Below are 25,652 nucleotides of genomic sequence, written 5' to 3' on the forward strand. Positions count from 1 at the left end.
GAGAATGCGGGCGCGATATAGCGACGCCTCCCCGGTTTCGCCAGTGCCGCAGGGCTGCGCCGAATTCGCCTGCGCCGTTTACCAAGGTTCCTGCCCGACCCGGACTATTCCTAAGCTGGAGTAAATGGCAGTTTTACCCGATCTTGACGCAATCGCCTTATGACAGGCCATCATGTTCGAAAAGACCGACCCCGTTTATGCATCGCTTCGCCCCCCGCTCAACCGGCGTGCAGAGGATGGCGCACGCCTGCGGCGCAGCGCTGGCGCGCCTGTGGCCGAGCGATTCGAATCGCGCGCTGCAAGGCGTTCGGGCGATGCGCTGCGCGCCGTCGAATGGAGCGAAATTACTGCCCGGCTCAACGCTGCGCGTGATCTGCGCCTGTTACTACGCGACGAATCGCGTGGCCAGATCGATGCGGTCGGGGCCAGTTTCGGCGATGCGGCAGCAAGCTATTTCGCCATGATCGACGAAAACGAACCCGGTATTAACCTTGGTGCTTTAGAGTGCTCTAAAGGCTGGGACGATAGGAATTGCGCACGCGCGGCAATCCGGCACGACGCGGTATCGCTGGACGATACCGGGCCTGTGACGGACGCGCCTGGAGGCGATGCGAGAGACATAACATGATTGAAAATCAGGACATTCGCCCCGCACAGGTAATCGGCCCCCTCGGTGAGCCGCTGACGCTTGCCGATCTTCCCGCGCCCGACACCCGGCGCTGGGTGGTGCGGCGCAAGGCCGAAGTGGTCGCTGCCGTAAATGGCGGCCTGCTGACGCTCGATGAGGCGCTGGCGCGTTATGGCCTGACGCTCGAGGAATTTGCCTCGTGGCAGCGCGCGGTCGATCGTTCGGGCATGCATGGTCTGCGCGTCACCAAGATTCAGCATTACCGCGATCTCTACCAGCGCCAGCTCAAATACTGAGCCGCGCTGCTGCGACCGCGATTCGCTAAGCCTGTCCATACCTGTTAACAGCCCCTTGCGAGCGGACGGCCATCTTTGATCGGCTCTGCCGCGCAGGGAGTATTGCCATGGGATTGATAATCGCACTGATCGTCGGCGGCGTGGCGGGCTGGCTCGCCAGTCTGGTGATGAATCGCGATGCCTCGATGGGCATTTTCTGGAATATCGTGGTCGGTTGCGTCGGCTCGGTTGTCGGCAACCTGATTGCCGGCCCGCTGCTCGGCATCGGTGGCAGCGTTCAGGAATTCTCGATCAGGGGCCTTCTGGTCGCCCTGCTGGGTGCGGTTGTCCTGCTCGGGGTCGTCAATCTGATCCAGCGTGGGCGTCTGCGCTGAAGGTGCCTAACGCTCCGGCCGGGGAACCGGTCGGAGTGTCCTTCGTCTAGAACCCAAGTCACCCGTCGATGCAGGCATTGCCCGCCGGCACCAAGCGGCCTATCGGTCGTTGCGCACGGTGACTTATCGAGATAATACACTCAGGAACCATGACAACCGCGCAGGCTGCAGGTTCCGACGAGGGAATGGCAATGAACTACGAAACCTCCATCCGGGCCGAGGCTGCCGACGGAGTGACCACGGAATACACCGGCGCACGGACGCTTTCCACGCCGCGCGTCCCGCGTTGGCTGATCGTCGGCGGGCTGGGCCTGTTCGGGCTGCTGCTGGCGATCGGCGCCTATTTCGCGCTGGCCGGCGGCGAGCCGGTGGCTGTCGGCGACGACAATTCCCAAGCCCCGGTGGTGACGGTTATCACGCCCGGCAAAACCACGGTTTCCGCCACGATCGAAGCGCCCGGATCGCTGGCTGCGCGCCGCCCGATGCCGGTCGGCTCGGTTGGCGAGGGCGGACAGGTGGTGCGCGTTACCGTCGATGCCGGGGACTGGGTGCAACAAGGCCAGGTGCTGGCGGTGATCGACCGCAGCGTGCAGGTGCAGCAGGCCGAAGCGCAGGCCGCGCAGATCGAGGTCGCGCGCGCAGACGCCAATATCGCGCAGGCGAACCTCGACCGCGCGCTGCAACTGGTGGAGCGCGGCTTCATTTCCAAGGCCGATGTCGACCGGCTGACCGCGACGCGTGATGCCGCCGCGGCGCGGGTCAAGGTGGCCGAGGCGCAGCTGCGCGAACTGCGCGCCCGCAATGACCGGCTCAACGTGGTCGCCCCGGCTTCGGGCTATGTGCTGCAACGCAATGTCGAACCCGGACAGACAGTCGGCCCCGGCACGGGCGCATTGTTCACCATCGCCAGCGGCGGCGAGATGGAAATGCTCGCCCAGTTGAGCGAGGAACAGCTCGCCGGACTGAGTGTCGGCACCATGGCGACGGTGATCCCCACAGGCTCGGACGAGGAATTTTCCGGACAGGTGTGGCAGCTGTCGCCGGTGATCGATCAGGCCTCACGCCAGGGCACGGCCCGCATTGCCCTGCCATTCGCGCCCGCGCTGCGCCCCGGCGGCTTTGCCACCGCGCGCATCAACGGCGGCAGCCTGACCGCAACCGTGCTTCCCGAAAGCGCGGTGCTGGCCGACGAGGAAGGCAGCTTTGTGTATATCGTGGGCGAGGACAACAAGACCGTGCGCCGCGCGGTCACGATCGGATCGGTGACCGAGCAGGGCATCGCCATTACCGAGGGGCTTTCGGGCACCGAGCAAGTGGTGCTGCGCGCGGGCGGGTTCCTGAACGCGGGCGAGACGATCAACCCGCAAGCCCAGCAGAAGTAATCCGGCATCAATGCGCAAAACACTTGCGTAACTGACGGACGAGAAGCGAAAGACATGAAGGCGCAGCTAGGACAATCATGAGTTTACGCAACATCTCGGCCTGGTCGATCCGCAACCCGGTGATCCCCCTGGTGCTGTTCACCGGGCTGTTGTTTGCCGGGATCGTCAGCTTTCTGCGCATGGACGTGACCAATAATCCGGATGTCGAGTTCCCGGCGGTGATCGTCCAGATCGCCCAGCCGGGCGCTTCCCCGACCGAGATCGAGAACCAGATCACCCAGCGCGTGGAAAGCGCGCTGCGATCGATCGCCGGGGTCAATTCGATCCAGTCGACCGCGCGCGAGGGCAGTTCGCAGACCTTCGTCGAATTCGAGATCGGCACCAATCTGATCGAGGCGGTGAACGAAGTCGAAACCGCTATCGACGGCGTGCGCGGCAACCTGCCCGACGGTATTCTCGAACCGCAGGTGCGCAAGGTCAACGTCGTCGGTGAGCCGATCGGCTACACCGCAGTCGAAGCCGACGACATGACGATCGAGCAGTTGAGCTGGTTCATCGACGATACCGTGGCCAAGCGTCTGCTGAAGATCGAAGGCATGGCCGAAGTCAGCCGCTTCGGCGGGGTCGACCGCGAAATCGAAGTGATCCTCGATCCGGCGCGGATGCAATCTTTGGGCGTCACCGCCTCGCAGATCAACGCCGTGCTGCGCCAGAACAATCTCGATGCCGCAGGCGGTCTCGCCGAAATCGGCGGCACCCGTCAGTCGCTCCGCGTGCTCGGCAATTCGGACGATGCCTATGCGCTGTCGCAGACCCAGATTCAGCTGGGCGGCGGGCGGACGGTGCGGCTGGCCGACGTCGCCAAGGTGCGCGACGGCTATTCCGAACGCAACTCGATCAGCGAGGTGAATGGCAAGGAAGTCGTCAATTTCGCGATGAGCCGCGCGCGCGGGTCGTCCGACCTGACTGTCTATGACGCAGCTCTCGCCGAAATGGACGCGATCGAGGCCGAAAACCCCGGCATCGAATTTATCAAGCTTTCGACCAGCACTACCTATACCCGCGGACAATACGAATCCTCGATGTGGGCACTGATCGAAGGCGCGGTGCTGGCGGTGGTCGTGGTGTTCCTGTTCCTGCGCGATTGGCGCGCGACCTTCATCAGCGCGGTCGCCATCCCGTTGTCCGCGATCCCGACCTTTTGGTTCATGGATCTGCTCGGCTTCAACCTCAATTTCCTCTCGCTGCTCGCGCTGGCGCTGGTGGCAGGCGTGCTGGTCGATGATGCGATCGTGGAGATCGAGAATATCGTGCGCCACATGCGGATGGGCAAATCCGCCTATCAGGCCAGCATCGACGCCGCCGACGAGATCGGCCTGCCGGTGGTCGCCACCAGCTTCTGCATCGTGGCGGTGTTCCTGCCGGTCGGTCTGATGCCGGGGGTTTCGGGGCAGTTCTTCCAGAACTTCGGGATCACCGTGGTCATCGCCGTGCTGATGAGCCTTGCGGTCGCGCGCATGATCACGCCGTTGATGGCAGCCTATTTCCTCAAGGCCCAGGGCCACGCCGAACATGGCGAAGGCGCGATGATCGACCGTTACATGCAGGTGCTCGCCTGGACGCTCGACACCGGAAAGATGGCCGCGCGCCGCGCCGGGATCGACGGCCCGCGCAGCCGCATCCTCTACGTCCCCTCGTTGCTGCTGACCGTCATCGCATTGCTGGTGGTGACCGGGGTTACCATGTTCGAAAGCTTTGGCGGCTCGGTTTCGGCGGCGATTGCCGGAGGCATGGGCGCTGCTCCGCCGTGGGGCGGCATTGCCGGGCTGGAAGTTCCCAAATCGGTGGCCAGCGCCGTGTCGAGCGACAGCAACGGCTTCATCTACAAGCTGGTGTACAAGATTTTCGATGTCGTTCAGGTGCTGCTGGTATCGGGGATCACCTTCCTTGCCGGTTTGCTGACCTTCAAGCTGATCGAAGCGCCCGCTGGCGGTAACAGCCGGTTGGCGAATGGCATTCGCTGGATGACCGCGCGCTTTTACGATCACCGTGTGTGGATGCTGGGCATCGGCTGGTTTTCGCTTCTGGTCACGATCCTGCTGTTCGGCCAGTCTCCGGCGCAGTTCCAACCGACCATCGATGACGAGAATAGCCGCATCGAAATCGAGACCGTGCCCGGCACAACGCTGGCGCAGACGAAGCGGATCGTGAACGATGTCGCCGACCAGATACGCGCTGAGCCCGAGGTCGAGCGTCTGCTCGAACGTATCCGGCTGGGCGAGACCTCGTCGATCTTCATCAAGCTGAAGGAGGACCGCGCGCGCAGTTCGATCCAATTCGAACGCGAACTTGCGCCGGTGCTGGCGCAATTCCCCGATGCGCGCGTGCGGTTCCAGTCGCAAAGCGCAGGCTTCGGATCGGGCCGCGACATGACGGTGATGCTGGCGGGATCCGATCCCGAGATTCTCGATCAGACCGCAACCACTCTGGTGGAACAGATGAAGGGCCTGCGAACGCTGATCGCCCCGCGCATTAGCGCCGATCTCAACCGCCCGGAAATCATCATCACCCCGCGCGACCAGATCGCCGCCGAACTGGGCGTGACCACCGCCGCCCTGTCGCAGACGATCCGCATCGCGACGCTGGGCGAGATCGAGCAGAACGCTGCACGCTTCTCGCTGTCCGACCGCCAGATCCCGATCGTGGTGCGCCTGTCGGAGGAAGCCCGCGCCGATTTCCGCACCATCGAAAACCTGCCGGTGCAAACCGCCAGTGGCGGTTCGGTGCCGCTGAGCCGGGTGGCGGAGATCAGCTTCGGTTCGGGGCCGACTGCAATCCAGCGCTACAACCAGAACCGCCGCGTGCTGGTGGGCGCCGATCTTGCCGCGGGCGTGCTCAAGGGCGAGGCGCAGGCCCAGATCGACGCGCTGCCGGTGCTGCAGAACCTGCCCACCGGCGTGATCCGCGATGTGGTGGGTGAGGAAGAGTGGCAGGCCGAACTGCAGGTCAACCTGATGATCGCGATCGTCGCCGGGTTCCTGCTGGTGTTCGCGGTGCTGGTGCTGCTCTACAAGCGGTTGATGAGCCCGCTGGTCAACATGACCTCGCTGTTGCTTGCTCCGCTTGGCGGCGTGCTGCTGATCTGGTTGCTCGGCCAGCCGCAATCAATGCCGGTCTATATCGGCATCCTGCTGCTGCTCGGGATCGTGTCCAAGAACTCGATCCTGCTGATCGACTTCGCGATCGAGGAGATGAACAAGGGCGTCGGCAAGCTTGAGGCGATCCTTGATGCTGGGCACAAGCGGGCGCAGCCGATCGTCATGACCACCGTGGCGATGACCGCCGGGATGGTGCCCGTCGCGCTGTCGCTGAGCGGCGATGGCGCATGGCGGCAGCCGATGGGCATCGTGGTGATCGGCGGGCTGCTATGTTCGACGCTGCTGACGCTGCTGATCGTGCCGGCAGGTTTCAGTCTTGCCGACGGTTTCGAAAAGCGGGTCGGGCCGTGGTTGCGCGATCGGATGCTGACCTACAAGCCGGGCGACGATACCCGTCCGCATGGTGAGGGCGAGCCTGACTTGCCGTTCCCCGGCTTGCCGGGCGGCGTGCGGCCCACGCCTGCGCGGCGCGTCCCGCCGGGCAGCGAACCGGCCGAATGAGCGACAAAAGGGTGACGCGGCCGCTCTGAAGGGGCTAGAACCGCACCATGGCGATGCGCCCTGCAAGACCCCTGACCTTTGGCGGCGAACCGCTGACCGTCGACCGTGCGCGCCGGATGCGCTGGACGGCGACGGGGATGCTCGCCGCAATGGCGGTGGTGTTCATCGCCACCCACGGCCTTGTCGCCGCGCATCCGGCGTGGGGATATATCAACGCCTTTGCCGAAGCCGCGATGGTGGGCGGCCTGGCCGATTGGTTCGCGGTGACCGCCTTGTTCCGCCATCCGCTCGGGCTGCCGATCCCGCACACCGCGATCATTCCCGAAAACAAGGACCGCATCGCCGACACCATGGCGGCCTTCCTGCGCGAGAACTTCCTCACCCCGGCCGTGGTTGCACGGCGCATGGCGGGGATGAATATCGCCAAGGCGGCGGGCGAATTCCTCGCCGCGTCGCCTGAACGCGGGGCGCCCGACGAACGCTCGCGCATCACATCGGCCGCGGCGGAGCTGCTGGCCGAAGTGCTCGAATCGCTCGATCCGGACCGGCTCGGCAATCAGGTGCGCGCCGGGCTGGCGGGGCAGCTATCCAAGCTCGACATCGCGCCGCTGGCAGGCCGGATGATCGAGACCACGATGGCGGACAAGCGCCACCAGCCGCTGATCGACGGATTCGTGCGCTGGGCGGGCCTGACGATCGAGGACAACGAGGACACCCTGCGCGAGATCATCCATCAGCGCGTGGCAGGGGTGCTGCGCTGGGCCGGGATCGACAAGACGATCTCCTCCAGCGTGCTCGACGGTCTGTACAAGCTGCTGGCCGAGGTGCTGGTCAACCCCGATCACCCGCTGCGCGGGAAGATCGAGGAAGGGCTGGCCAAGCTCGGACAGGATTTGCAGCACGACCCCGAAACCCGCGAGCGGGTGGAATCGATGAAGCGCGATCTGATTGCCAATCCGGCGGTGGCGGTGTGGTGGACCGGGGTGTGGGAACGCATCCGCCGATCCCTGATCGCCCGCGCGCGCGATCCCGAAAGCGGGATGGGCGAGGATATGCGCACCATGCTCGCCGAACTGGGCGCGGCGCTGCAAGCGGACGAACGCTTGCAGCACCAGATCAACCGCTTCGCCCGCCGCACCGCCGTCGGCGTGGCCACCCGCTACGGCGACCAGATCGTGCGGCTGGTGTCGGAAACGGTGAAGCGCTGGGATGCAGGGACGATCACCGACCGGGTCGAAGGCGCGGTCGGCCGCGACCTCCAGTTCATCCGCATCAACGGCACGCTGGTCGGCGGGCTGGTGGGGATGACGCTACACTTTCTCACCGGGGTGTTGTGATCGGGACCGATGCGATAAGGGATCGGCGTGGTCAGCAAGTCGGGTGACAGCGGCACGCAAGGCTCCGGCCTTCGGCTTGCCTGGGGCCTCGGCTTGGCAGGAGCGGCGCTACTGGGCTTCTCCGCGATCACGATTTACGAATTTGTCGATGCCGTTGCAGCCAGCGCCCCGATCATTCTCTGGGATACTGGCGGCTGGATTGCACTCCCCATCGCGCTCGCGCTGCTTGTGCTTGCGCTGGGCCTGTATATCGGCCGCTATCAGGGACCGGATGTTGACGGGCCGCGCAGCGACCGGATCAAGCGCCTGCTGGTGCTGTCCGCCTGTCTGCTGCCCTTCGTGATCGTGTTTCCGCTCGGCGCGCATTGGCTCGCCGCGTGGCATCTGGAGGCGCGGGGATACACGGCTTGCGTTGAAAGCCTCTGGATCGCGGCTGACAGGATGCCCGGCGGCCAAGAGGCTCTGGCGCGGTGTGACGTTTGAAAGCTGGCTTGAGGGCGATTGGGCGCAATGTCATCGGGGGTGGCGCTGCATTTCCTTACGACGGTGATGTGAGGGGGCGTGTGAAGAGGAAGGAATTGGAATGATCGATCTGCGACGGCCGAATATTGTCACCGCCGCTCCGCGGTTTCAGTTCATTCTGTAGGTGACTCGGGTCCTCCAGAAGCTGAAACGCGGCTTTCCATCCGGACCAACAGCAGGTTCAAACTCGGCCATTCGCATCAAGCCGAAACAAACGGCATCGTCGAAGACCGCAGGGCGATCAGAAGCGGCGATCTGGCAGGCAGTAGCTTCGCCCTTATCATTTATTGTTAACTGGACTGCCACTGTGCCGCCTTGCTCGTTTCGAATTTGCTGTGGTGGATAGCGCTCCTGCATGAACCGGGCGAATTCCATCGCGTTTTTGGGTTCTGGCGGTGTGACTATTTGAGCGAGACCGTTCTCGTCGAGTTTTAAAGTCTGGATCAAGTCGGCAACGCATGCCCTCATCGCGTTCAATGGCGCTTCCATGGATTCGATCTGAAGCTGAAGGGGTCGCCTAAGTCCTTTGGTTAGGGTCAACGAGGTGATGGCCCTTTCGCGGTCAGGGCCAATCTCAGTCACCTCGAACTCGCCTTGGTCAGCGTTTCGCGCGACGGGAGCGAGGTGAATGCCGTGCATCATGACAAAGGGCGTTTTGCTCGATTTGATCCTTCCACCCAAGTAGCTCCGCTCCGATGGGCCTTCATTCGGACCGAACGCAATTCGCATGACGTCGCCGACGTCCTTGCGGGCAGGCTTGCCGAACAGGGCCAAGTTATAAAACGGTCCGGTTCCAGATTGTTCTATATGAAGTTCCACTTCGGTCTCGCCGCTACCGAACTTGCGGATCAGTCTGCATTTGTCCTCAGCGTAGTCCAAAGTCCAGGTAGTGCTTGGGTTGAGCACCAGTGGTTCCGCCCGCGCCGGGGCGGTGGCAAGTGCAGTGAAAGCGGCAGCGACGGTGAGGATGGCAAGACGCATAGAAAAACCTCCGACAGACATGCAGCCTGCCGGAGGTTCGTTTCGAAATAAAGTCGCTTGCGATAAAGCGTTTACAGGGCGTTCGTCAGCTCCGGCACTGCGGTATACAGATCCGCCACCAGACCGATATCCGCGACCTGGAAGATCGGCGCGTCTTCGTCCTTGTTGATGGCGATGATGACCTTGGAATCCTTCATCCCGGCAAGGTGCTGGATCGCGCCCGAGATACCGATGGCGAAGTACACTTCGGGGGCGACGATCTTGCCGGTCTGGCCGACCTGATAATCGTTCGGCACATAGCCCGCATCGACCGCGGCGCGGCTCGCGCCGATGGCGGCGCCGAGCTTGTCGGCGAGCGGGGTGATCATGCTTTCGAAGGTTTCGCTATCCTTCAGCGCGCGGCCACCCGAAACGATGATCTTGGCGCTGGTCAGTTCGGGACGTTCGCTCTTGGCGATTTCCGAGCTGACGAAGGTCGATATACCGGCATCGCCTGCGCCCGAAACATTCTCAATCTCAGCCGAGCCGCCTTCGGTCGCGGCCTTTTCGAACGCGGTGCCGCGCACGGTGATGACCAGCTTGGCATCGGTCGATTCGACCGTGGCGATGGCGTTGCCGGCGTAGATCGGACGGGTGAAGGTCTTGGGGCCTTCAATCGAGAGGATTTCGGACACCTGCATCACATCGAGATGCGCGGCGACACGCGGGGCGACGTTCTTGCCCTGCGTGGTGGCCGCCGCGAGAAACGCGTCGTGGTGGCCCATCAGGTCGGCTGCGAGCGGGGCGACGTTTTCAGCGAGGCCGTTGGCGTAAGCCGCATCATCGGCGACGTGGACCTTGCCGACGCCAGCGATCTTGGCAGCCGCTTCGGCAACCGAGCCGCAATTGTGGCCCGCGACCAGCAGGTGCACTTCGCCGAGCTTCCCGGCTGCGGTGACGACCGCGAGCGTCGCGTCATTCACCTTGGTGTTGTCATGTTCGACGAGAACCAGAGTCTTCATTGAACTTACCTCTCAAATTCCGTTCGCCCTGAGCTTGTCGAAGGGCTGCACTTTCTTTCACCCGCGCGCCTTAAGAAGGACGGTGCTTCGACAAGCTCAGCACGAACGGGTATGGTTGAAATTCAAGCGATGCCGAGCGCCTTGACCTTCTCGACCAGCGCGGCAACGTCGGCGACCTTTTCGCCCGCCTGACGCACCGGCGGCTCAGCGACCTTGAGGGTTGTGAGGCGCGGGGCAATGTCGACGCCGTAATCGGCAGCGGTCTTGTTCGCGAGCGGCTTCTGCTTGGCCTTCATGATGTTGGGCAGGGAGGCGTAGCGCGGCTCATTCAGGCGCAGGTCGGTGGTGACGATGGCGGGCATCGTCAGCTTCACGGTCTGGAGGCCCCCATCGACTTCGCGCTTTACGGTGACGCTGTCCCCATCGACTTCGACGGTGTTGGCGAAGGTGCCTTGTGGGCGGCCCATCAGCGCGGCGAGCATCTGGCCGGTCTGGTTCGAATCGTCCGAAATCGACTGCTTGCCGAGGATAATCAGGCCGGGCTGTTCTTCATCGGCTATGGCCTTGAGGATCTTGGCGACCGCCAGCGGCTCGACCTCGTCTTCGCTCTCGACCAGGATCGCCCGGTCAGCGCCCATGGCGAGCGCGGTGCGCAGCGTTTCCTGCGCCTTGGCCGGACCGATGGAGACAGCAACGATTTCGGTCGCTGCGCCCTTTTCCTTTAAACGGATGGCCTCTTCGACGGCGATTTCGTCGAACGGGTTCATGCTCATCTTGACGTTGGCAAGATCAACGCCGGTGCCGTCGGCCTTGACCCGCGGCTTGACGTTGTAATCGATCACCCGCTTGACGGGGACGAGGATCTTCATGGGGCGTTCCTTCCTCTCAAAGAATCACTGGCATATTGGCGCTCCGCCTAGCTTGCGTTTACGTAAACGTCAAGTGAGGCAGGGCGGTGTGGGACCGGACGAGGTTGATACGCGGCCAACCCCGCCCAGGATGTACTTGCTCAACAATACCCCGGCGATCAGGCGGCCTTCTTCACCTCGGCCACGATCTTCTGCGCGGCATCGCCGAGATTGTCGGCGCTGACGATGGCGAGACCCGAATTGTTCAGGATCGCCTTGCCTTCGGCCACATTGGTGCCTTCCAGACGCACCACCAGCGGAACCTGCAGGTTCACGTCCTTGGCCGCCTGCACGATGCCATTGGCGATCACGTCGCATTTCATAATCCCGCCGAAGATGTTGACGAGGATGCCTTCCACCGCCGGGTCTTTCAGGATGATCTTGAACGCAGCCGTCACCTTCTCGGTGGTGGCGCCGCCGCCGACATCGAGGAAGTTCGCCGGGAAGGCGCCGTTCAGCTTGATGATGTCCATCGTCGCCATGGCGAGGCCTGCGCCGTTGACCATGCAGCCGATATTGCCGTCCAGCTTGATGTAGGCGAGGTCGTATTCGGATGCTTCGACTTCGGCCGGGTCTTCCTCGGTCACGTCGCGCAGCGCTTCGATCGCGGGGTGGCGGTAAAGCGCGTTGCCGTCGAAGCTCATCTTGGCATCGAGCACCAGCAGCTTGCCGTCTTCGCTTTCGACCAGCGGGTTGATCTCGAGCATTTCGCAATCAGTGGCGAGGAAGGCGTCATAAAGCTGCTTCGACAGCTTCTGCGCCTGCTTGTTAAGATCGCCCGTCAGCTTCAGGGCAAACGCCACCGCGCGGCCGTGGTGCGGCTGGAAGCCCTGCGCGGGGTCGACGCTAAAGGTGGTGATCAGTTCGGGCGTGTCATGCGCCACGGTTTCGATATCCATCCCGCCTTCGGTCGAAACGACGAAAGCGACGCGTCCGGTGGCGCGGTCGACCAGCAGTGACAGGTAATATTCCTTGGCGATGTCCACCCCGTCGGTGACGTAAAGCCGGTTGACCTGCTTGCCCGCGTCCCCGGTCTGGATGGTGACCAGCGTGTTGCCGAGCATTTCCTTGGCGTGGGATTCGACTTCCTCAAGGCTCTTGGCGAGGCGCACGCCGCCCTTGGCGTCGGGGCCGAGTTCCTTGAACTTGCCCTTGCCGCGGCCACCGGCGTGAATCTGCGCCTTGACCACATAGAGCGGTCCGGGCAGCTTCTTGGCGGCTTCGACCGCCTCGGCAACGTTCAGCGCGGCGTGTCCGGCGGGCACTGCGATGCCGTGCTCGGCGAGCAGTTCCTTGGCCTGATATTCGTGGACATTCATGGCGTATCGATCCCTTCTTGCGATTCCGGGGGAGAGGTTTGTTTGCGGCGGGCCTAAGCACGGATCGATCCTCTTGAAAAGTGCTGTGTGCAAGCGCAACAGCAGGCATCTCATGATTGACACGGATCGCCTTCAAGCAATCGTCCGCGAGGCGGGCAGGATCGCCCATTCGCGCTGGCCGGGGGCGGGCCATGCCCTGCACAGCTGGGACAAGACTCCCGGCAATCTGGTGAGCGAGGCCGATCTGGAGGTCGACCGGTTCCTGACGCGCGAACTGAAGCGGTTGCTGCCTTCGGCGGCGTGGCTTTCCGAAGAAACCGCCGACGACAAAGCGCGCACCGCCAGCGGGCTGATCTGGCTGGTCGATCCGATCGACGGTACCCGCGATTTCGTACGCGGTCGGCCCGGCTGGGCGGTGTCGGTCGCGCTGGTGAGCTCCGGAAGGCCGCTGGTCGGAATGCTGGCCGCGCCTGCGCGGGACGAAGAGTGGCTGGCGGTGGCCGGGCAGGGGGCAACGCTCAACGGCCTCCCGCTCAAGGCCAGCACGCGCACGCAGTTTTCAGGCGCGCGGGTGCCGGTGCACTCTCTGCCGATGGAGGATACTGATCTGGTCGCGGTGGAACAGCCCAATTCGATTGCCTTGCGGATCGCGATGGTCGCCGATGACCGCGCCGATCTGGTGGCGACGCTGCGCTGGGGGTTCGAATGGGATATCGCTGCCGCGACGCTGATTGCGCGCGAGGCCGGAGCGCAGGTCAGCGATGCCTTCGGTCGGCCACTCGCCTATAACAAGCACGACCCGCGCGATTTCGGTGTGCTGGTGTGCTCGCCCGCCATCCACGCAGCTGCGGTCGAGCGGCTGGCGGAACGGGCCGAAGCGCTGCGGTAAGAGGCAAGCGTCATTCCTAGCCGAGCGGCGCAGAACCACAACGGGCTGCCCGCAAGGGCAGCCCGCAAGGCCGACCGGCCTCAAATAGCGAAGCGATAGGCTGAGAAGACCCCGCCCGCAGCGACCGAAGTGAGCGAGGATGCGGGGCCGCGGAGGCGGCCCCGCCAATATTACTGCGTACGCGCTGCGTTCACATCATCCTGACTGATCGGGATGATCTTGATCTCGACTCGGCGATTCATCGGTTCGTTCACCCCGTCGGCGGTCTTGACGCGCAGATAGTCATATTGTTCGCCGAAGCCCTGCGTGGCGATCCGCGAGCGCGCCACCCCGCGCGCCGCGAGATAATCGGCCACTGCCTGTGCGCGCTGTTCCGACAAGCGCTGATTGGTCGCGTTCGCTCCAGTGGTATCGGTGAAGCCGTAAACGTCGATCAGGCTGTTGGGGTAATTGATCAGGCTTTCCGAGACATTGTTGAGGGTTTCATAGAAGCCGGGATTGATCGAAGCCGAACCGGTGGCGAAGGTCACGCCGTCGGGCAGGCGCACGAGGATCGCGTCCTGATCGCCCACTTCCTCGACTTCGACGCCGCTCCCGGCGGTCTGTTCGCGCAGGGTCTTGATCTGGTCGTCATACTGCTTGCCAAGGACGGCGCCCGCCGTGCCGCCCACGCCGGCGCCGATGATACGCCCGGCATCGCCGCCGATTGCGCCGCCCAGGAGGTAACCGAGCGTGCCGCCGAGACCGGTGCCGATCGCGGTCCGCGAAATCTTCTTCTCGCCCGTGTTGGGATCGGTCACGCAGGCGCTGGTGCCCATCAAGGCCAGCGCGGCGGTGCCGGAAAGCAGGATACGCGAAAAAGTCATGGTGAAACCTCCCTCAATTCAAGCGGCAAGAATGGCATGCCGCCGGAGAGCCGACAAGGAATAATGTCGCTTCTCGGCCACGCCTTGGCGTGCCTGTCATTGCCCTCGCTTGAACAGGTTCGCCGCGCCTACCCAATCATGCGGCTGGCACAGATGGGCTTTTGTGCTAGCGGGTAGGGCGTGACACCCTTTCCATGGACTGATCTCGCCATCATTTTCGCGCTGGTCGTGATCAACGGCGTTTTCGCGATGTCCGAACTCGCCATCGTTTCCGCCAAGACCAGCGCGCTGGAGGCACGGGCCGAGGCGGGGTCGGACAGCGCTCGCATCGCCATCGGGCTGGCGGCGGATCCGGGCAAGTTCCTGTCGACCGTGCAGATCGGCATCACCCTTATCGGCATCATCGCCGGAGCCTATTCGGGCGCGAGCCTGGGCGGGCCGGTGGGAGAGCGGCTGGCATGGCTCGGCCTGCCCGCCCGGTACGCCGACGAGGCCGGGTTCGCGGTGGTGATCGCCTTGACCACCTATCTCAGCCTGATCATCGGGGAACTGGTTCCCAAACAGATGGCGTTGCGTGCGGCGGTGCCGGTGTCGTTGGTGATGGCCCGGCCGATGGCCTTCATCGCTCGCGCGGCTGCACCGCTGGTATGGTTGCTCGACAGCAGCTCTGCGGCCGTGATGGCGCTGTTCGGCATCCGCGCCAAGGGCGAGGCATCGGTTACCGCCGAGGAATTGCAGATGATCTTCGCCGAGGCGACGCGTTCCGGGGTGATCGAGGCCGAGCAACGCCAGATCCTGACCGGCGTGGTGCGGCTGGCCGAACGCCCGGTGCGCGAGATGATGACGCCGCGCACCGAAGTCGACTGGATCGAAGCCGACGCCGACGCCAAAGAAATCCAGCAGACGATCGAGGAAAGCCCGCATTCGCTGCTGCCGGTCGCCGAAGGATCGCCCGATGTCATCCTCGGCGTGGTCAAGGTTCGCGAAGTGCTGGCGGCGCTGGTGGCAGGCGATGCAGTTTCAATCCGCACAATGATGCGGCGGGTCGAAGTGGTGCCCGATCAGCTCGACGCCATGGACGCATTGCGGGTGCTGCAAGCTGCCGAAGTGGCGATGGCGCTGGTGCACGACGAATACGGGCATTTCGAGGGGATCGTCACCCCCGTCGACCTGCTGACCGCGATTGTCGGCACCTTTGCGAGCGATCAGGACGAAGGCGATCAGCCGCAGGTGGTGGAGCGCGAGGACGGGTCGTTGCTGGTGGCCGGATCGCTATCCGCCGATGCGCTCGCTGATCGGCTCGGTCTAGACTACGGTGAGGACCGCGAATTTGGCACGGCGGCGGGGTATGTCCTGTCGGTGCTGAAGAAGCTGCCGGCGGAGGGCGAGTATTTTACCGATCAAGGCTGGCGCATCGAAGTTGTCGACATGGACGGCCGCCGGATCGACAAGCTGCTGGTGAGCCGAGCCGATGCGGGCGAAGATTAGCGAAGTGCCGAAAAGCGTTCGCCTCCAACACCTCAATGTCAGTGCAGGAAACGGTCGCGAAGCGACCGCAAGCGCGACCGCGCGCCCGCAGCGACGCGATCTTCAGATCGCATGAGCGAGGATTTCGCACGCCGGACGGCGTGCGGAACAATCAAGACGGTATCACCGTCGTCGCCGACTGCCCGTCGCCTTCGGGCGCGGCGATGATGTCGCGAGTGGTGCGGCCCTTGGCAACGGTGTTGGTGCCGGTGTCGCCCACTGTGCTGCGGATACCCGGCGCGGCGCTGCCGGCACGGTCGATCAGGCTGGCTTCGATCCGGCTGCGCGGGGCGGGGCCGCCGAACAGCGCTTCCAGGGCCTGCTCGGACGCAGTCCCTTCAGCCGGACGCGGCGCGCCGGGGGCGGGCGGGGTGAGGGTAAAGTCGGGCGGCACCACCAGCGGGGCCTGCCGCTGCACCGCGAATTCATCGGGCCGCTCGCGGTTGAACACACCGCCGCCGCCGCCGCAGGCTGCCAGCATCGCCGAAGCACTGGCCAGCAGGATAAGAGGCTTGAGGTTACGCATCACTTGGCTCTCCACGGGGCCGCGCATCCGGTTTTTCCGGAGGCGGCACGCTGGTTTCGGTTTCCTCCTTGTCGCGCACGAACAGACTGCGGGCAAGGATAATGACGACGCCGATGGTAATCGCGGCGTCGGCGATATTGAAGATCAGGAACGGGCGGAATGTCCCGATATGAAAGTCGGCATAGTCGATGACATAGCCCAAGTCGTACCGATCACGGATGTTCCCCACCGCCCCGCCGAGGATCAGCGCAAGGCCGAAAATGTCGCCCATCGCCTTTTCGCGCAGCATCCACACCAGCACCACGAGCGCGATCACCGCTGTCATCAGCACCAGCAGCCAGCGGGTTTCCATATTGGTCGCCTGCAGCATACCCAGCGAAATGCCGCGATTTTCGGTGTAGGTGAGATCGAAGAACGGCAGCAGGTCGATATTGCCGACCTGCCGCAGCGCCAGCGGGCCGATCACGTACCATTTCACCACCTGATCGATAATCGCGATGAACGCCGCAATGGCGAGGCCGATCAGGCGGTTGCGGGTGAGAAGCGCGCTCATGCGACCACGTCCAGCTGCGCCACCACATCATCGCACCGGCCGCACAATGCGCCATCGTCGGCCACATCGGGCAGCAGCCGCCAGCAGCGGCCGCATTTGTGGTGGGCGGTCTTGGTCACGATCACGCCGTCGCCCTGCCCGCGCGTGACTGTCGCGGTGATGAACAGCTCGGCGAGTTGTGCGTCCGAGACGCCTTCGGGCACGGCGCTGGCGGGCACAACCACTTCGGCTTCGAGGCTGGAGCGGATGGTCTTGTCGCGCCGCAGCGGTTCAATCGCTTCGTTGACCCGCTCACGCAGGGCGCGCAGCATCGCCCATTTGGCGCCGTCGACCGGCACGCCCGGCACGCTCGGCCATTCGAGCAGGTGGACGCTGCCGCGCTGGCCTTCCTCGTCGGCTTCGCCGTCCTGCGGATAGCGGGTCAGCCACACTTCCTCTGCCGTGAACACCAGCACCGGCGCGGCGTAGCGCACCAGGGCGTGGAACAGCAGGTCGAGCACGGTGCGATAGGCATTGCGCGTGGTGCTGCCGGGCCCGTCGCAATAGAGCGAATCCTTGCGGATATCGAAGAAGAACGCGCTGAGATCCTCGTTGCAGAAATCGACCAGCAGGCGGGTGTAGAGGTTGAAATCGTAGCTTTCTGCCGCCGCCTTCAGCTTCCCGTCGAGTTCGGCGAGCAGCGCAAGGACATAGACCTCCAGCTCCGGCAGTTCCCCGCCGTCGCTCATATCGCCGACGAAGCCGTCCAGCGCCCCCAGCAGATAGCGGAAGGTGTTGCGCAGCTTGCGGTACTGGTCGCCCACACCTTTCAGGATTTCATCGCCGATGCGGTGATCTTCGGTGAAATCGACGCTCAGCGCCCACAGGCGGATGATGTCCGCGCCGGTCTGCTCCATAACCGTGATCGGGCTGATGGTGTTGCCGAGGCTCTTGGACATCTTCTTGCCCTTGGCATCCATTGTGAAGCCGTGGGTCAGCACCTGATCGTAAGGCGCGCGGCCCCGCGTGGCGCAGCTCTGCAGCAGCGAGGACTGGAACCACCCGCGATGCTGGTCGCTGCCTTCGAGGTAGAGGTTGGCGGGCCATGTCAGGTCAGGCCAGCGCCCGGATTCCAGCACGAAGGCATGGGTGCAGCCGCTATCGAACCAGACGTCGAGAATGTCGGTGACCATCTCGAAGTCTTCGGGGTTGTGATCGGGCCCAAGATATTCCGCCTTGCGCGCCTCGTCCCACGCATCGACGCCTTCCTGCATGACGGCTGCGACGATGCGGGCGTTGACTTCAGGGTCTTGAAGATAGGTGCCATCGGGCCGCACGAACAGCGTGATCGGCACGCCCCATGCGCGCTGGCGGCTGAGCACCCAGTCGGGCCGCCCCTCGACCATCGCGCCGATGCGGTTGCGGCCCTTCTCGGGGATGAATTCAACGCGGGCGATTTCCTCGACCGCGCGTTCACGCAGTGTGGGCGAGGCGCAGAGGGTTTCTTCTGAGGGGTCGATCGCGCCGCCTTCGGATTCCCAGCGCTTGTCTGCGGCGCTCTTGGGTTCGATCCAGTCCATTACGCGGTCCATCGGCACAAACCATTGCGGCGTGCAGCGGAAGATCACCTTGGCCTTGGAGCGCCATGAATGCGGGTAGGAATGCGCGTAATCCGCGCTCGCGGCGAGCAGTGCGCCGGTTTCGCGCAGGTCGGAGCAGATCGGGCCGTCGGGCGCGTTGAACTTGGGGTTGATGACGCTCATGCGGCGCTCGTCGGCAGCGCCCAGCCAGCCCCAGTCGTCGCGGTAGCGCCCGTCGTCCATCACCGCGAAGACGGGGGCGATGCCGGCCGATTTGCAGAGGTCGAAGTCGTCCTCGCCATGATCGGGTGCCATGTGGACGAGGCCAGTGCCGCTATCGGTGGTGACGAAGTCGCCGGGGAGCAGCGGGCGCGGGGCCGCGTAGAACCCGCCCAATGCGTGCATCGGGTGGCGGGCGAGGGTGCCGGCGAGGTCGGACCCTTTGATAGTGTCAGCAGAATACTCGAAGAAGGGCTTGGCCTTCTCTTTGTCTCGATAGACCTCTTCAGAGGCCTTCGAGAAAGCAAAAGTCACTCGATTCATAAACTGACCGAGCAACTCCTTAGCGACCAAGAACTTCCCATACTTCAGGAACTTGAAGAGCGGATGCGCAGTGATGTCGATTGGATCGGGCTCATCGGCATGGAAGCCAGCTCCCCGGAGGCTGATAATTGTATACTCAACCTCCGGCCCATAGGCCAAAGCCTGGTTAACCGGGATCGTCCACGGTGTCGTCGTCCAGATCACCGCGTGCGCGCCGACCAGTTCCGCAATCGGCGACTCAACAATCTCGAACGCCACGTCGATCTGGGTCGAAGTGATGTCCTCGTATTCGACCTCCGCCTCGGCCAAGGCGGTCTTTTCAACCGGGGACCACATCACCGGCTTGGAGCCGCGATAGAGGTTTCCGGCCTCGGCAAACTTCAGCAGCTCGGCGACGATCGTGCCTTCGGCCTGCGGGTCCATGGTGAGATAGGGGTGGTCCCAATCGCCCATGATGCCGAGCCGCTTGAGCTGCTCGCGCTGCACGTTCACCCAGTTTTGGGCGTAGGCGCGGCATTCGGCGCGGAACTCCTTGGCCGGAACCTCGTCCTTGTTGAGCTTCTTCTTACGATACTGCTCCTCGACCTTCCATTCGATCGGCAGGCCGTGGCAATCCCAGCCCGGCACGTAAGGCGCGTCCTTGCCCAGCAGGTTCTGCGTCCGGCATACCATGTCTTTCAGGATATGGTTCAGCGCATGGCCGATATGCATGTCGCCATTGGCGTAGGGCGGGCCATCGTGGAGGATGAACTTCTCGCGGCCCCGGCGGGCGGTGCGAAGGGCATTATACAGCCCGATCTGCTCCCAGCGCGCGGCAATGCCCGGCTCCTTCTGCGGAAGGCCGGCCTTCATCGGGAAATCGGTCTTCGGCAGGAAGACGGTGTCCCGGTAATCGCGCTTAGTTTCGTCTGTCATGTTGCGCGGGGCCTTAGCGGTAAGTGCTGCGACTGCAAAGACTCGTCATTGCGAGGAGCCGAAGGCGACGCGGCAATCCAGAGCGCAGTGCGTGCCGCTCTGGATTGCCGCGCTACGCTCGCAATGACGAAGCAAGCAATCGGCGCGCCCGCTCGCAATCCCTGTCCATCTGTTCGATCAGCGCATCGAGACTGTCGAACTTTGCCTCGCCGCGCAGGAAATGGTGGAATGCGACTTCGATCTCCTGCCCATACAGGTCGCCGGAGAAATCGAAGAAGAACGGTTCCAGCAGCTCCTTGGGCGGTTCGAACTGCGGACGGATGCCGATATTCGCCGCGCCTTGCAGCACTTCGCCGGTGGCCAGAATCCGGCCCGTCACGGCGTAGATGCCATATTTCGGACGCAGGTAGCTGTCGATCGCGACGTTTGCAGTGGGATAACCGATGGTGCGCCCGCGCTTGTCGCCGTGTTCGACAATGCCGCGGATCGCGAAAGGCCGTGTGAGCAATTGCGCCGCCAGTTGCGGGTCGCCGTCACGCAGTGCCTCGCGGATGCGGCTGGAGGACACGACTGCGCCTGCGCCCGCGACCGGCTCGACCACCCGCGATTCGAGGCCGAGTTCGCCGCCGAGCGTGCGCAGCAGGTCGACATTGCCCTTCGCACCTTTGCCGAAGGTGAAATCGCCGCCCGTCACCAAGCCGTGCGCGCCGAAACGCTCGATCAGGATTTGTGCGATGAAATCCTCGGCGCTGGTGCCCGCCAGATCGGCGTCGAAGTGGAACACCAGCATCGCGGTCGCGCCAGCTTCGAGATACAGTTCCTGCCGCTGCTCCAGCGTCGTCAGCCGGAACGGCGGCACGTCCGGCTTGAAGAAGCGCACCGGATGCGGATCGAAGGTGGCGATGATCGAGGGGCGACCTTCGGCATGCGCCCAGCGAATCGCTTCGCCCGCCACCGCCTGATGGCCGCGATGAAACCCGTCGAAATTGCCGAGCGCGATGACCGCGCCGCGCAGCGCGCCGGGCACAGGGTCGCGGTGATCGAGCCAGCGCATCAGGCCGGGTCCCTGCGGCGGTAGGTTACGAAGGAGAAAGCCGGCTTGTCGCCTTCCGCACCATGATCCTCACGCGCCACTTCCGCCCATTCGCGCCCCGGTTCGGACATGAAGGTATCGCCCGGATAATCGGCATGGATCTGGGTCAGCTCGATCCGGTGCGCGAGCGGCATGAACACGTCGAAGATCGCCGCGCCGCCGACAACCGCGATTTCGCCTGTCTCGTTGTCCGCCCTGGCCAAAGCCAGCGCCGTATCGCGATCATGCGCCAGTTCCGCGCCTTCGTGATCCCAGCGCTCGCGCCGGGTCAGGACAATATGACGGCGGCCGGGCAGCAGGCCGGGCAGGCTTTCGAAGGTCTTGCGGCCCATCACCATAGGCTTGCCCATCGTCAGCGCCTTGAACCGCTTCAAATCGGCGGGCAGCCGCCACGGCAGGTCGCCCCGGTTGCCGATAGCGCCATTGGCGGCGCGGGCATAGATCAGAACGATTTCAGGCGCGGCTGGGGTGTTCACGGCAGCGCGTGCCCCACGCGGGTGACATGGCCCATCTTGCGCCCGCTACGCGCCTCGCGCTTGCCATAAAGGTGCAGGTGCGGCTCGCCCGCCTCGGCGAGAATGGCGTGGGCGGACAAGGCATCCTCGCCGACGATATTGCGCATGTCGATGCTGGCGAAGCGGGTCGCGGTCGCCCCCAGCGGCAGACCGGCGATGGCGCGGATGTGGTTCTCGAACTGACTGGTGGCTGCGCCTTCGATGGTCCAGTGGCCCGAATTGTGCACCCGCGGGGCCATCTCGTTGAACACCGGACCTTGCGCGGTGGCGAAGAATTCGAGCGTCAGCACACCGACATAGCCGAGCGCCTGCGCCGTTTTTGCCGCGAGTTCGCGGGCGGCGGGCACCTGCGCCTCGATCGCCGCGCCCGCAGGCAGCAGCGATTGCGCGAGCATCCCGCCTTCATGATGGTTCGCGGTCGAATCCCAGAACTGCACCTCGCCCTCGCGGTTGCGCACGAGGATCACGGAGAACTCGGCCTCGAACGCGACCAGCCCTTCGTAGATGCAAGCCTGCCCCGGAAAGCGCACGCCGCCAGCCTCGTGGGCCGAGGCGATGCGCCACTGGCCCTTGCCGTCATAACCTTCGCGCGCGGTCTTGAGGATGCCGGGGGTGCCGATCTGTTCCAGCGCGCGGGCGAAGTCCCCGTCGCTCTCGACCCGCACATAGGGTGCCGACCTACCGTCCAGCTGCGCGATGAAGCCTTTCTCGTTCAGCCGGTCCTGCGCCACTTCCAACGCGCGCAGAGGGCAGGCGAGCAGGTGGTCGGGGATGGCGGCGACGGCGCTCAGCGGGACGTTCTCGAACTCCCAGGTCACAACATCGCACTTCGCGGCGAAGGCGGCGAGCGCTGCGCGGTCGCCCCAGCCGTTCTCAAAAAAGTCGACACAGGCATCGGCCGCGACATTGTCGCCCGGCGGGGCATAGGCGATGCAGCGGTAGCCCAGCTGCATCGCGGCCATCGCCATCATCCGGCCCAGCTGGCCGCCGCCGAGAATGCCGATGGTGGAGCCGGGGAGCAGCATCAATCCTCCGGCGTTTCGGCCACGGCGGCGCTTTTGGCGGCGCGCCAATCCTGCAGGCGTTCGGATAGGTCCTTGTCCGACAGCGCGAGGATCGCGGCAGCCAGCAGCGCGGCGTTCTTGGCGCCCGCCTCTCCGATTGCGAGCGTACCGACGGGGATGCCCGCAGGCATCTGCACGATCGAGAGCAGGCTATCCATGCCCGACAGCGCCCGCGACTGCACCGGCACGCCCAGCACCGGCAGGTGGGTCATGCTGGCGATCATTCCGGGGAGATGCGCCGCGCCGCCCGCGCCCGCGATGACGACATCGAAGCCTTCGCCCTCGGCCCCCTTGGCGAATGCAGTCATCCGGTCGGGGGTGCGATGGGCGGAGACGATTCGCGCCTCATGGGGCACTTCCAGCTCGTCGAGCACCTCGGCTGCGGCTTTCATGGTCGGCCAGTCCGACTGGCTGCCCATGACGATCGCGACGCGTCCCCCCGTGGTATCCATCATGCGTCCTTCAGGTAATAGCGCGTCCCCGGCACCATGTTCGCATCGAAGTCATAGATGATCGGCTGCCCGGTGGGAATCTCGAGGCCGGTGATGTCATCGTCCGAAATGCCCGACAGGTGCTTGACCAGCGCGCGCAAGCTGTTGCCGTGGGCGGAAATGATCACTGTCTCGCCGCTTGCCAGCACCGGCAGGATCGCAGCTTTCCAATAGGGCAGCACGCGTTCAATCGTCAGCTTGAGGCTTTCGGTGCGCGGGATGTCGATCCCGGCATAGCGCGGGTCGGATGCGAGATCGAACGGGCTTCCGGCTTCCATTTCGGGCGGCGGCACGTCGAAACTGCGGCGCCAGATGTGCACCTGTTCGTCGCCGTGCTTCTCGCGGGTTTCCTGCTTGTCCAGCCCGGTCAGCCCGCCATAGTGGCGCTCGTTCAGCCGCCAGTCCTTGATCTCCGGAATCCACAGCCGACCGGCTTGTTCCAGCGCCAGATGCAGCGTCAGGATCGCGCGGGTCTGGAGCGAGGTGAAAGCGCGGGTCGGCAGCACGCCCCGATCTTTCAGCAGCACGCCTGCCGCTTTGGCTTCAGCCACGCCCTGATCGGTCAGATTGACATCCCACCAGCCGGTGAAGCGGTTTTCGAGGTTCCACTGGCTCTGGCCGTGGCGAACGAGGATGAGCTTGGGCATGGCGGCTTTCGTCTCTGCGGTGGAGCGCGGGGGGTTAGCTACCGCGCGGCGGATTGGGAAGTGATTCTGTCGGCGCAGGCCCATCCGATTCGTCCGGTGCGCCTGACGCTGCGCGGGCCTGCGCCTTTCTGCGCCGCAGGTTTTCGCGCAGCTTTGCCGCGAGCCGTTCCTCGCGCGACCCATTCTTGGCGCTGCCTTCATTCATGGGCAACTCCTTGCCGGTAAGCAGCGATGCGCTCAAGTGGCAATGCGTCAGTAGATCGCGCGGACGAAAAGCCTGCGCTTGACATTGCCCGCCCGCGCGACAATAGCGCGCGCCCATACCGGCGCTGCTGTAGCTCAGTGGTAGAGCGCACCCTTGGTAAGGGTGAGGTCGGGAGTTCAATCCTCCCCAGCAGCACCATTCCCGCACGACGGCGGGAATGGTTTACCGGTGTTTCGGCAAAACCTCCGTTACTTCGCTGGCTGCGCATTATGCGCTATCATGTCGGTCAGCAGCGTGCGTCCGGCCAGCAGGTAATGCAGCGCCGCCCAGCCATAACCGCAGGCGAAGATCACGATCGACCATTGCAGGCCGCGCGCCTCGGCGCTGGCGCAGGCGGTGAGCCGTTGCAGTTCGGTGCCTGCCAACACTGCCCGCGCATCGGGCGTCAACGCCAGCAGCGGCTTGCACGCCTCCAGCGTCAGTGCGGCATCTGCTCCGCCGAGGAACATCGACTTCAGCACGGTCGAGAGGATGCCGATCACCAGCGGGCCGAGCCCGTAACCCAGCAGATTGACCACGAACAACGTGATCGCCACCGCGGTCGCGCGCATCCGGCTGTCGACCACGCCGCCCGATACCGCATACATCGGGCCAAGGTAGAAATAGTGGATCATCGCCGCGATCATCAGCGCGGGCATGGCGTACCACAGGCTGTCGGCAAGGAACCCGAAAACATATAGCGGCACGGATGCTCCCATGCCGATGGCGGGCAGCCATGACAGCGCCTTGGGATAGCGTACCGACATCCGGTCGGCCAGCCACCCGGAAGCAAACACTCCGATCGCCGCCATCACGCCCAGAATGATCCCGAACAACAGCGAGGCATCGCCGATCGACAGCTCGTGGGTGCGGATCAAAAACGATGTGGTGAACTGTCCGATCCCGTAACCGACGAAGGACGCTACCGTCGCGCCCATCACCACCTGGCGATAGGCGGGCTTCTTCATCAGCACGCCCAGCGCCTCACCGAAACTGGCGCGCGCCAGCCCCTGCAGCGCCGCCGGATCGGTATAGCCGCGCGGCGGTTCCTTGACGGAGCGCCAGACCAGCAGTGACAACAGCAGCCCCGGCAGGCCTACGACGACGAAGGCGACGCGCCAGCCTTCGACTTGCGACCAATCGAGGCTTCCGAACATCCAGCCCAGGCCGGCGGCATTGACCCATGCTCCGAAAGCCGCTCCGTCGAGCCCGGCCAGCTGCCCGCCGAAGATCGAAGCCATCATCCCGCCCAAAGGCACGCCGAGGGCATAGATCGAAACCGCCGTGGCGCGGCTCGACGGCTTGAAATAGTCGGCGATCAGCGATTGAGCAGGCGGGGTGCAGCCGGCCTCGCCAATGCTGACGCCGATGCGGAACAGGAACAATGTGAGGAACGACACCGCAAACCCGCACAAAGCGGTGAACAGGCTCCAGATCGCGACCGCGGATGCGATGATGATGACGCGGTTGTGCCGCTCCGCCAGCCGCGCGATCGGGATACCGAGGAAGGTGTAGAGCACCGCGAAGGCCGGACCGCCGAGCAGCCCCATCTGCCAGTCTTCAAGCCCGAAACTGCGCTTGATCGGCTCGGTCAGGATGTTGACGATGGTGCGGTCGATGAAATTGAAGATGTAGACCACCAGCAGTGTGCCGAGCACATAGCCCCGGTAACCTGCGGAGCCAAATCCGTCGGCCGCCGTGCCTTTCCGCAGCGGCGGTGCCACGCTCGAATGCGCCATCTCGATCCCTTCCCGAAGCCCGCGTCGTTTCGCGCGGGCCTTTTACGCAGCTGTCACCTTCGGGGCATCGGCCG

Annotated in this window: 24 protein-coding genes and 1 tRNA gene; 10 read left to right on the forward strand and 15 right to left on the reverse strand. The window is 64.2% G+C overall.

Annotation, left to right across the window (positions count from 1 at the left end):
- Nucleotides 1–172 precede the first annotated feature (172 nt).
- The 7 genes from J3454_RS09970 to J3454_RS10000 all read left to right on the forward strand — a co-directional run bounded on the left by J3454_RS09970 (nt 173) and on the right by J3454_RS10000 (nt 8,159).
- Nucleotides 173–628: a hypothetical protein gene (locus J3454_RS09970; RefSeq protein ID WP_349513609.1), complete on the forward strand. Its 456-nt coding sequence runs from the start codon at nt 173–175 to the stop codon at nt 626–628.
- Nucleotides 625–924 carry a CtrA inhibitor SciP gene (gene sciP, locus J3454_RS09975; protein WP_349513610.1) on the forward strand — a complete coding sequence of 100 codons (300 nt, stop codon included), beginning with the start codon at nt 625–627 and terminating at the stop codon, nt 922–924. Before J3454_RS09970 ends, sciP begins: the two co-directional genes overlap by 4 nt.
- 107 nt (nt 925–1,031) lie before the next feature.
- A complete protein-coding gene (locus tag J3454_RS09980; RefSeq protein WP_349513611.1) occupies nt 1,032–1,298 on the forward strand; it encodes a GlsB/YeaQ/YmgE family stress response membrane protein in 267 nt (88 codons plus the stop codon).
- Nucleotides 1,299–1,489: 191 nt separating this feature from the next.
- The gene (locus J3454_RS09985) at nt 1,490–2,680 is read left to right on the forward strand and encodes an efflux RND transporter periplasmic adaptor subunit (protein WP_349513612.1); all 1,191 of its coding nucleotides are present in this window, start codon (nt 1,490–1,492) and stop codon (nt 2,678–2,680) included.
- Between the two features lie 77 nt (nt 2,681–2,757).
- A complete protein-coding gene (locus J3454_RS09990; protein WP_349513613.1) occupies nt 2,758–6,339 on the forward strand; it encodes an efflux RND transporter permease subunit in 3,582 nt (1,193 codons plus the stop codon).
- 47 nt (nt 6,340–6,386) lie between these two features.
- Nucleotides 6,387–7,676: a DUF445 domain-containing protein gene (locus J3454_RS09995; protein WP_349513614.1), complete on the forward strand. Its 1,290-nt coding sequence runs from the start codon at nt 6,387–6,389 to the stop codon at nt 7,674–7,676.
- Between the two features lie 27 nt (nt 7,677–7,703).
- A complete protein-coding gene (locus tag J3454_RS10000) occupies nt 7,704–8,159 on the forward strand; it encodes a hypothetical protein (protein ID WP_349513615.1) in 456 nt (151 codons plus the stop codon).
- Between the two features lie 147 nt (nt 8,160–8,306).
- On the opposite strand, the gene J3454_RS10005 is transcribed toward J3454_RS10000, so the two are convergent.
- From J3454_RS10005 to sucC, 4 genes are all read right to left on the reverse strand, one after another.
- Nucleotides 8,307–9,179 (reverse strand): TonB family protein, encoded by an 873-nt coding sequence (locus J3454_RS10005; RefSeq protein ID WP_349513616.1) that lies wholly within the window; start codon nt 9,177–9,179, stop codon nt 8,307–8,309.
- Between the two features lie 71 nt (nt 9,180–9,250).
- Complete coding sequence (locus J3454_RS10010) at nt 9,251–10,180, reverse strand: electron transfer flavoprotein subunit alpha/FixB family protein (protein ID WP_349513617.1); 930 nt, start codon at nt 10,178–10,180, stop codon at nt 9,251–9,253.
- Nucleotides 10,181–10,302: 122 nt separating this feature from the next.
- Entirely contained in the window at nt 10,303–11,049 is a 747-nt protein-coding gene (locus J3454_RS10015; RefSeq protein ID WP_349513618.1) for an electron transfer flavoprotein subunit beta/FixA family protein, read from the reverse strand.
- A gap of 158 nt (nt 11,050–11,207) precedes the next feature.
- Complete coding sequence (gene sucC / locus J3454_RS10020) at nt 11,208–12,407, reverse strand: ADP-forming succinate--CoA ligase subunit beta (RefSeq protein ID WP_349513619.1); 1,200 nt, start codon at nt 12,405–12,407, stop codon at nt 11,208–11,210.
- 112 nt (nt 12,408–12,519) lie between these two features.
- On the opposite strand from sucC, the gene J3454_RS10025 reads away from it, so the two are divergent.
- On the forward strand, nt 12,520–13,296 hold the full coding sequence (locus tag J3454_RS10025) for a 3'(2'),5'-bisphosphate nucleotidase CysQ (RefSeq protein WP_349513620.1): 777 nt from the start codon (nt 12,520–12,522) through the stop codon (nt 13,294–13,296).
- Between the two features lie 170 nt (nt 13,297–13,466).
- Here J3454_RS10025 and J3454_RS10030 read toward each other — a convergent pair whose 3' ends face one another.
- On the reverse strand, nt 13,467–14,162 hold the full coding sequence (locus J3454_RS10030; RefSeq protein WP_349513621.1) for a YiaD family glycine zipper/OmpA-like lipoprotein: 696 nt from the start codon (nt 14,160–14,162) through the stop codon (nt 13,467–13,469).
- A gap of 180 nt (nt 14,163–14,342) precedes the next feature.
- On the opposite strand from J3454_RS10030, the gene J3454_RS10035 reads away from it, so the two are divergent.
- Nucleotides 14,343–15,650 carry a hemolysin family protein gene (locus tag J3454_RS10035; protein ID WP_349513622.1) on the forward strand — a complete coding sequence of 436 codons (1,308 nt, stop codon included), beginning with the start codon at nt 14,343–14,345 and terminating at the stop codon, nt 15,648–15,650.
- 151 nt (nt 15,651–15,801) lie between these two features.
- Here the strand turns inward: J3454_RS10035 and J3454_RS10040 are convergent, their stop codons facing one another.
- The 9 genes from J3454_RS10040 to J3454_RS10080 form a co-directional block, all read right to left on the reverse strand.
- Nucleotides 15,802–16,215: a DUF3035 domain-containing protein gene (locus tag J3454_RS10040; RefSeq protein WP_349513623.1), complete on the reverse strand. Its 414-nt coding sequence runs from the start codon at nt 16,213–16,215 to the stop codon at nt 15,802–15,804.
- Nucleotides 16,208–16,768, reverse strand: a complete 561-nt coding sequence (gene lspA / locus J3454_RS10045) for a signal peptidase II (protein ID WP_349513624.1) — start codon at nt 16,766–16,768, stop codon at nt 16,208–16,210. The genes J3454_RS10040 and lspA overlap by 8 nt, the downstream gene beginning before the upstream one ends.
- Nucleotides 16,765–19,785, reverse strand: a complete 3,021-nt coding sequence (ileS, locus tag J3454_RS10050; protein ID WP_349513625.1) for an isoleucine--tRNA ligase — start codon at nt 19,783–19,785, stop codon at nt 16,765–16,767. Before ileS ends, lspA begins: the two co-directional genes overlap by 4 nt.
- Before the next feature lie 112 nt (nt 19,786–19,897).
- Nucleotides 19,898–20,839 carry a bifunctional riboflavin kinase/FAD synthetase gene (locus J3454_RS10055; protein ID WP_349513626.1) on the reverse strand — a complete coding sequence of 314 codons (942 nt, stop codon included), beginning with the start codon at nt 20,837–20,839 and terminating at the stop codon, nt 19,898–19,900.
- On the reverse strand, nt 20,839–21,330 hold the full coding sequence (locus J3454_RS10060) for a dihydrofolate reductase (RefSeq protein WP_502878589.1): 492 nt from the start codon (nt 21,328–21,330) through the stop codon (nt 20,839–20,841). Before J3454_RS10060 ends, J3454_RS10055 begins: the two co-directional genes overlap by 1 nt.
- 20 nt (nt 21,331–21,350) lie before the next feature.
- A complete protein-coding gene (locus J3454_RS10065; protein ID WP_349513628.1) occupies nt 21,351–22,418 on the reverse strand; it encodes a 5-(carboxyamino)imidazole ribonucleotide synthase in 1,068 nt (355 codons plus the stop codon).
- A complete protein-coding gene (gene purE, locus J3454_RS10070; protein WP_349513935.1) occupies nt 22,418–22,909 on the reverse strand; it encodes a 5-(carboxyamino)imidazole ribonucleotide mutase in 492 nt (163 codons plus the stop codon). The genes J3454_RS10065 and purE overlap by 1 nt, the downstream gene beginning before the upstream one ends.
- A complete protein-coding gene (gene gpmA, locus J3454_RS10075; protein WP_349513629.1) occupies nt 22,909–23,595 on the reverse strand; it encodes a 2,3-diphosphoglycerate-dependent phosphoglycerate mutase in 687 nt (228 codons plus the stop codon). Before gpmA ends, purE begins: the two co-directional genes overlap by 1 nt.
- Before the next feature lie 34 nt (nt 23,596–23,629).
- Entirely contained in the window at nt 23,630–23,800 is a 171-nt protein-coding gene (locus J3454_RS10080) for a hypothetical protein (protein ID WP_349513630.1), read from the reverse strand.
- Nucleotides 23,801–23,923: 123 nt separating this feature from the next.
- Here J3454_RS10080 and J3454_RS10085 point away from each other — a divergent pair.
- Nucleotides 23,924–23,998: transfer RNA gene (locus J3454_RS10085), tRNA-Thr, on the forward strand.
- A gap of 50 nt (nt 23,999–24,048) precedes the next feature.
- On the opposite strand, the gene J3454_RS10090 is transcribed toward J3454_RS10085, so the two are convergent.
- Nucleotides 24,049–25,578, reverse strand: coding sequence for a spinster family MFS transporter (locus J3454_RS10090; RefSeq protein ID WP_349513631.1), 1,530 nt, complete (start codon nt 25,576–25,578; stop codon nt 24,049–24,051).
- Nucleotides 25,579–25,652: the final 74 nt, after the last annotated feature.

Origin of the sequence: Erythrobacter sp. NFXS35 (assembly GCF_040148725.1) — a bacterium.
Classification (GTDB): domain Bacteria; phylum Pseudomonadota; class Alphaproteobacteria; order Sphingomonadales; family Sphingomonadaceae; genus Erythrobacter.

What these genes read in the sequence shown, in the direction of transcription:
- J3454_RS10030 (WP_349513621.1), bottom strand. Translation starts at nt 14,162, where the DNA reads ATGACTTTTTCGCGTATCCTGCTTTCCGGCACCGCCGCGCTGGCCTTG.
- J3454_RS10005 (WP_349513616.1), bottom strand. Translation starts at nt 9,179, where the DNA reads ATGCGTCTTGCCATCCTCACCGTCGCTGCCGCTTTCACTGCACTTGCC.
- sciP (WP_349513610.1), top strand. Translation starts at nt 625, where the DNA reads ATGATTGAAAATCAGGACATTCGCCCCGCACAGGTAATCGGCCCCCTC.
- J3454_RS09980 (WP_349513611.1), top strand. Translation starts at nt 1,032, where the DNA reads ATGGGATTGATAATCGCACTGATCGTCGGCGGCGTGGCGGGCTGGCTC.
- J3454_RS09970 (WP_349513609.1), top strand. Translation starts at nt 173, where the DNA reads ATGTTCGAAAAGACCGACCCCGTTTATGCATCGCTTCGCCCCCCGCTC.
- J3454_RS10055 (WP_349513626.1), bottom strand. Translation starts at nt 20,839, where the DNA reads ATGCGCTGGCTCGATCACCGCGACCCTGTGCCCGGCGCGCTGCGCGGC.
- sucC (WP_349513619.1), bottom strand. Translation starts at nt 12,407, where the DNA reads ATGAATGTCCACGAATATCAGGCCAAGGAACTGCTCGCCGAGCACGGC.
- J3454_RS10040 (WP_349513623.1), bottom strand. Translation starts at nt 16,215, where the DNA reads ATGCGTAACCTCAAGCCTCTTATCCTGCTGGCCAGTGCTTCGGCGATG.
- J3454_RS10010 (WP_349513617.1), bottom strand. Translation starts at nt 10,180, where the DNA reads ATGAAGACTCTGGTTCTCGTCGAACATGACAACACCAAGGTGAATGAC.
- J3454_RS10015 (WP_349513618.1), bottom strand. Translation starts at nt 11,049, where the DNA reads ATGAAGATCCTCGTCCCCGTCAAGCGGGTGATCGATTACAACGTCAAG.
- J3454_RS09990 (WP_349513613.1), top strand. Translation starts at nt 2,758, where the DNA reads ATGAGTTTACGCAACATCTCGGCCTGGTCGATCCGCAACCCGGTGATC.
- J3454_RS10065 (WP_349513628.1), bottom strand. Translation starts at nt 22,418, where the DNA reads ATGCTGCTCCCCGGCTCCACCATCGGCATTCTCGGCGGCGGCCAGCTG.
- gpmA (WP_349513629.1), bottom strand. Translation starts at nt 23,595, where the DNA reads ATGCCCAAGCTCATCCTCGTTCGCCACGGCCAGAGCCAGTGGAACCTC.
- J3454_RS10025 (WP_349513620.1), top strand. Translation starts at nt 12,520, where the DNA reads ATGATTGACACGGATCGCCTTCAAGCAATCGTCCGCGAGGCGGGCAGG.
- J3454_RS10090 (WP_349513631.1), bottom strand. Translation starts at nt 25,578, where the DNA reads ATGGCGCATTCGAGCGTGGCACCGCCGCTGCGGAAAGGCACGGCGGCC.
- J3454_RS09995 (WP_349513614.1), top strand. Translation starts at nt 6,387, where the DNA reads ATGGCGATGCGCCCTGCAAGACCCCTGACCTTTGGCGGCGAACCGCTG.
- purE (WP_349513935.1), bottom strand. Translation starts at nt 22,909, where the DNA reads ATGGATACCACGGGGGGACGCGTCGCGATCGTCATGGGCAGCCAGTCG.
- J3454_RS10080 (WP_349513630.1), bottom strand. Translation starts at nt 23,800, where the DNA reads ATGAATGAAGGCAGCGCCAAGAATGGGTCGCGCGAGGAACGGCTCGCG.
- lspA (WP_349513624.1), bottom strand. Translation starts at nt 16,768, where the DNA reads ATGAGCGCGCTTCTCACCCGCAACCGCCTGATCGGCCTCGCCATTGCG.
- ileS (WP_349513625.1), bottom strand. Translation starts at nt 19,785, where the DNA reads ATGACAGACGAAACTAAGCGCGATTACCGGGACACCGTCTTCCTGCCG.
- J3454_RS09985 (WP_349513612.1), top strand. Translation starts at nt 1,490, where the DNA reads ATGAACTACGAAACCTCCATCCGGGCCGAGGCTGCCGACGGAGTGACC.